6 protein-coding genes and 2 pseudogenes are annotated in these 5,493 nt (G+C 36.3%); 1 reads left to right on the top strand and 7 read right to left on the bottom strand.

The window, feature by feature from the left end; genetic code table 11:
- A pseudogene (locus FCR06_RS31850) lies at positions 1-126 on the top strand (IS5/IS1182 family transposase); the annotation flags it as partial.
- A gap of 18 nt (positions 127-144) precedes the next feature.
- On the opposite strand, the gene FCR06_RS31845 reads toward FCR06_RS31850, so the two are convergent.
- From FCR06_RS31845 to FCR06_RS31815, 7 genes and pseudogenes are all read right to left on the bottom strand, one after another.
- Positions 145-432, bottom strand: coding sequence for a hypothetical protein (locus FCR06_RS31845; RefSeq protein WP_223280395.1), 288 nt, complete (start codon positions 430-432; stop codon positions 145-147).
- A 30-nt stretch (positions 433-462) separates the two neighbouring features.
- The gene (locus FCR06_RS31840; protein WP_138506881.1) at positions 463-1,779 is read right to left on the bottom strand and encodes a hypothetical protein; all 1,317 of its coding nucleotides are present in this window, start codon (positions 1,777-1,779) and stop codon (positions 463-465) included.
- A gap of 885 nt (positions 1,780-2,664) precedes the next feature.
- Positions 2,665-3,456 carry a GH25 family lysozyme gene (locus tag FCR06_RS31835; protein ID WP_138506879.1) on the bottom strand — a complete coding sequence of 264 codons (792 nt, stop codon included), beginning with the start codon at positions 3,454-3,456 and terminating at the stop codon, positions 2,665-2,667.
- A 365-nt stretch (positions 3,457-3,821) separates the two neighbouring features.
- Complete coding sequence (locus tag FCR06_RS31830; RefSeq protein ID WP_138506877.1) at positions 3,822-4,295, bottom strand: carbohydrate-binding protein; 474 nt, start codon at positions 4,293-4,295, stop codon at positions 3,822-3,824.
- A 102-nt stretch (positions 4,296-4,397) separates the two neighbouring features.
- Positions 4,398-4,649 carry a hypothetical protein gene (locus FCR06_RS31825; protein ID WP_138506875.1) on the bottom strand — a complete coding sequence of 84 codons (252 nt, stop codon included), beginning with the start codon at positions 4,647-4,649 and terminating at the stop codon, positions 4,398-4,400.
- A gap of 186 nt (positions 4,650-4,835) precedes the next feature.
- Positions 4,836-5,051 carry a hypothetical protein gene (locus tag FCR06_RS31820; protein WP_138506873.1) on the bottom strand — a complete coding sequence of 72 codons (216 nt, stop codon included), beginning with the start codon at positions 5,049-5,051 and terminating at the stop codon, positions 4,836-4,838.
- A 211-nt stretch (positions 5,052-5,262) separates the two neighbouring features.
- Positions 5,263-5,493: pseudogene (locus FCR06_RS31815) on the bottom strand (transposase); the annotation flags it as partial.

Genomic DNA, 5,493 nt, shown 5'->3' with positions numbered 1-5,493 from the left:
CATGTTAATCGGCAGTTAAAAGTTTTTCGGATTTTGAGTCAGCGCTACCGTAATCGCAGGAAACGTTTTGGATTGCGCTGTCATTTAATTGCTGGGCTTTATAACTACGAAATTCAAAAAGCCTAAATTCCTGTTGAATTTAACTCAATCCTCCACCATACCACAAAACTTTTTTGCAAGAGGTCTATTATAAGCAAAGATTACTCCCCAACCAGTTTCTGCTAAATTTTTCGGGTCTACTCCCTCTATGGGTGCAAATTCTGGCTCTAGTCCCTTAACGTGTAAATTTTTCCTTTGGAGTTCGCTAAGAAGTTCTAAATCTATTTCTTCACCCTGAGCAATTTGAGAAACTTGCATTGATGTCAGTGGCGGAAGCGAATACTTACCAGTTGCGCCATCAATTCCATTAAAAAATAGCAATTCTTCACTCATAATTTGGCTATTCCTTGATTTTTGATTGATTCAACTAGCGAGTACAGCTTGCCACACAGCATGAGCTACTTCTGGTTTAGCTATATCATTATGAGCGCCCACAAATATTCCATCGCTGGTATCACAGATATAGTGTGTGCTATCCAAATTGTAGATTTTACCTGTTGTAAACGAGTATGATTCATCTACAGAAAGCATTTTCATATTTACAACTTCTAAACCTGAACCACAAGCACCAAAAGTTCCAACTGCGCCAAATTTAGGAAGCTCGACAGTTTCAAAAACTATTTGGTGGCGTATACCCGCAGCCAAGGGATACATCTTACCAAGAGCAGCATCTAATTTTGTTTGTGTAGTGATGATGGGACCAGCCACTTTATTCTCAGAAACAACAGAATGAAAGTAGCCAGGACGGCCTGGTAAAACTGGAATATCTGCACAATAAGACCATAGTGATAAAGCACCTTGTACTAAAGATACGGAATTAACTGGGCGAACTAAAGTGTTATGCCCTTTAGAACCAGCTAACATGGCAGAAACAACAATACATCCAAAACTGTGACCCATAAGGTGAAATCGCACAGTATTTGCAGTTGCTTTTTGGAGTTGTGTTAGTAACTCAAAACCGCCAGTTTCCCCAATTTGACGCGCTCTATCTTTCATTTTCCAAAAAGATAGAACTCGTAGAGGCATCAAAATTCCATTTAAGTCGAACTGACCAAAATTAACTGGCTCTGCTTTGGTAGCTTCAAATATACCTTCTGGATCAAAAGAAAAGCGATCGCTCCCTGGCGCTGCTCCTTCACCATCATTACCTAAGCCTGATTCCTGATTCAAAACTTCGTAGGCTTGACGTACCTCTAATGGCATGTAATCAGGTGCAATATCTTCCATTGCTGCTTGGAAAATTGTATGAAGTGCCTGTCGAGAATTATCTGTGTCAGCAATCCTATGAGCATACTGCTCAATCAAGCTCTCTAATGAAGAAGTAGATGTTGAATCAAAAGAAACTGGACTACTAAGTTCCTCATTACCCCAAGGCAAACTCGGCCAATATAAACCAATTAATAGTGGATGAAATTCTGACCTTACTTGTTTAATTTGTGCAATATCATTTAAATTGTTGTGCATTGCACCTATCCATTTGTTATATTGCTGTCGTGCTCCAGAAACATCACTCATCCATCCATGACTAAATATAAAGACATCTTTGATTGGTTGACTAGACAAGATATCTAATATCTTTTGGCTCATTTTACCTTGAGGCTCATCACGTTCATTACCAACAGTATCAAATCCAACTAAATAGTACTGTAATGAAGTTCCAGGTATTGTTTCAATTGTCATATAAAATCTCAAAAAACTAATATTTGGCTTAATTTGAAATTAGTACTAATCGAGCTTTGGTTTAAAATTATAAAGGGGATAATTCACAAATAAATTGCTACTCATCCTCCGCAACTCTATAATCTGATTGCACCGACTACAACTTCTTGATCAAGATTAACTTTAATATACTTTAGTACAATCCGAACACCTATTTCATGCTATGAACAGCAATCCGATAGTGGTCTGAATTAAGGTCTTTGTTGTTATCTTTAATAAAATTAAAGAGGTTTACTAAGTTAAATTGTGTATTAGCTATTTGATTCGACTACATATTGATAAATAACCAACAAATATTGGATTCTAATATTTTTTTGGTTTTTTGTTTTTCTCTACTTTAGAATAGTTTTACTTTTGTGCAAACAAAATCTATAAAACTAATATTTTTTCTGAGAAACTTCATATAAAAACTCATACTCACGTTAAGTTTAAGCCTTATATAGTACAATATCGTTCAGTTAAGGCTAAAAATTAAATCTGCCGTAGGTTAGGTTTAGTTCCTAAACCCAACCTACACTTCTTCTTAACTGAACTGTATCGTTATATAACAATCCAAATTGAATAGTCAGAAAACACGTAGGTTTAAGATCAAGCTTAGAAATCAAATTTTATCATCTCTGGAATAATACGTAAGCAATTACAAACTGCTCAAACCAGAAGCCTTTGAGCTTTTCGTAGTGCCATTCGATTTTGGTAAATTTAATTTAAAAAAGAAATGGGCAATAGAGGATAGGGAACGCCGTTCCCTATCCTCTGTTATTAAGCTATTAGCCTAGAAATTAATTTCCTGTTAAGTTGATTGGCAAGTGCGAGATATGATGCAAACTTATCGTGCTTAGATTCAGTCTAAATCCACAATAAAGTCACCCAAGATTTTATCCCAACAATCCCATCTGCTTGCAATCCTTTAGATGTTTGAAAACTAATAACAGCAGACTTAACTTGCTCGGAGAAATCTCCATCAACGACACCAGTATATAACCCAATATCTGTAAGTTGCTGTTGTAATTGCTTGACTCTCAACCCGGAATCCCCTTGTTGCAATTCTTTGAACCGATTCAAATCAGCTTTACCACTGACACCAGGTACACCAGATACATTTTCTTGAAATTGGTGGATGAGATATTCTCCTTGCCAAGGGCTAGGAATTGTCGGAGGATGAGTTGTATAATGTGCAATCCATAGTTGGTAAGCAGCAAAATCAGAAGGATTACCAAGCTCTTCCCAGAAACCAGGGTAAGTATAAATAATGGGTTTGATTACTTTTCCTSTCTGTTGTTTTAGTTCGTTTTCTACTTCTACTAACCATTGCTTGGCTGCGTTAATCACAATTTTTCGATCTACTCTATCATCTATCTCTATATCTAAAACAGGTGGTAAATCTCCAGGTTCCAAATTACCCACAGTGTTTAAAAATTCATCTGCTTGTTTAACAGGGTCAGATTTCTGTGGGTGAAAGAAATGATAAGCACCTCGAATAACACCAGCAGCTTTCATATTTTGCCAGTGATGCGCAAAAGCAGAATCTTTTATAGTAGCACCTTCTGTCGCTTTGACAAACGCAAAAGTCTTACCAGAATTCTTTACGGCTGTCCAATCTACTCTACCATCTTGACCAGCTACATCAATACCAATCATAAAATTCCTCTTTTGTTTCAAAAGTTGACTATTTATTTAAGAAAGCATTAGAAAAGTACATAAGGAATTTATTTTTTATTAATTCTTCATAGCATCTTTTTAACTTAAAATCTAAAAAATTAATAACTTATAAGACTTTTAAAGTCTCTAAATTTCTTAAATTTCCTGCTGTACTTCTTTGACTTGAGTAGCGTTAGTGTAGGCTGCCAGTATGTTGAGATGTAAGCATCCCATTGCACCTTCCATCATCTGCGATCGTTGGCGATGTCGTTGACCTTCTCAATGATTTCGTCAGTTAGATTTAAATAATGTACGTCGGGCATCATTTAGAAAGGTTGCCATAATGCTGGTGTATTTGGCAGAGTTCAGTTTGGATCAACAGAATCATGTTCCTGAAGGCACTTATATTGTTTGCTGTTATATGTCACTAAGTCGCCTACATTGTAGTGTTTGTTGATTTCCCATGTAGAATTTGAAGTTGGACTTGGAGTTAGACTTGGAGTTGAACTTGGTGGGCTTGGAATTGGGTTTGGAGCCGGAGTAGAGGTAGTTTGTGACCATTGAATAAACCCTTTCGTGTTTAGCCCAAGTTTTTGGAAGTAATCTCTGGCATTTTGATATAGATTAGCCTGCACAATGCTAGGAATAATTGCGGCATTTGTATTTGCATAATCTGCCCACTTCACGCCCATATTCTCTGTGAAGTCATTCTGAGCCTCAATTCCTTGAGTATGGAGTTGTGGCGAAAGATAATCGATATTTTTATCTGCAAAGAAAGCAGTCATAAGCTGTTGTGCATCATTAATTCGATGAGGAGCAGCGTGACTGATAGTTACCAAAACCTTTAGGTTATTATTCTTACTAGCTACAAAAGCTTCCTGAAATCTGCTACTAAGCCCTGTATCACCTTCTTCAATGTCAAAAGCAATTCCTCGATAGCTCTAAAATTTACCAGTATTAATGGCATCAACAATTTTGTCAATATTACTGCTAGTAAAGCGACCATTTTCATTCCCTCCACCCAGAGAAATATAAGATTCTTCTACTAGCTGATTCTTAACTTTGACACTTTCCTGTAAAGCTGTATCTGGGTCTACCCATCCACTAAAAGCAATACTTAGTGTTGAATCACTGGATACAATATCTTCTTTCCAAGTCCATTTCCAAAAACCTTTTACTTCAAATTCTGACATTGTAATTTCCTTGAAAGAATTTAGTATTCAAAAAAACTTAGAGCTAAGAGCCAAATATCCACTTAAGGTTGAATAAGGCTAACTCATGTTTTAAAAAATAAATCAGAACTTAAAATTTAGTGCAATTGTTTTTGACTTCTGAATTATAAATTCCATAGCGAGCGCTCTAGCGAAACTAGGGTCGTATTAATTCGGTTGGGCTTCTATAGTCACGTTAATAGATTGCTCTCCTGAAAATCCACCCTTACTACCTKATATTTCAATAAGCTTCCATGCAATACGTTGATCTGAAGTGTCTACGCTTAAAGCTTTTAATGCTTGATTAATAGCATCATTAAGAGCGGATTGAAAATCCCTTTTTTCTGAGTTTCCTTGAAATTGTTGAATGTTTAGATTATTCATGATTTCTTTAATAAGAAGCTAGTTGTTCATTGAGTTAATCTTAAATATTTTTTATTAAACCTTAAATCTATAAATCTCATACAATTTCATCAATATAGCTTTTAAAGACTCATATAAAAACTCATCTCCAAGTCCGAAAATTAACGTAAATTAAATGAGTTCTATATACAATACCTTAGAGGGTGTTTGAAAAGTTTTGATGGGTCAAATTTTATGCCAATCGCCTGACCATGATCCGGATCATGGCAACGTAGATAAACGTCTGTGATGTTTCGGGCAATAACTCATAATCTCTAACCAATCGGCGACACCCCATAAGTCAACCGAAAGTGCGTTCCACTACCCAACGTTTTTTGAGCAACATGAATCCCTTGGTTTGTTCTGGTCGTAGTACCACTTGGACAATCCAACGGCAAAAGTCCATCACCCACTGCATGAATGG

It is taken from the genome of Nostoc sp. PA-18-2419 (genome assembly GCF_005869855.1).
GTDB lineage: Bacteria > Cyanobacteriota > Cyanobacteriia > Cyanobacteriales > Nostocaceae > Nostoc.
The sequence above is the reverse complement of the archived record's forward strand: the minus strand, read 5'-3'. Positions and strand labels throughout refer to the sequence as shown.

What these genes read in the sequence shown, in the direction of transcription:
- FCR06_RS31845 (WP_223280395.1), bottom strand. Translation starts at nt 432, where the DNA reads ATGAGTGAAGAATTGCTATTTTTTAATGGAATTGATGGCGCAACTGGT.
- FCR06_RS31840 (WP_138506881.1), bottom strand. Translation starts at nt 1,779, where the DNA reads ATGACAATTGAAACAATACCTGGAACTTCATTACAGTACTATTTAGTT.
- FCR06_RS31825 (WP_138506875.1), bottom strand. Translation starts at nt 4,649, where the DNA reads ATGTCAGAATTTGAAGTAAAAGGTTTTTGGAAATGGACTTGGAAAGAA.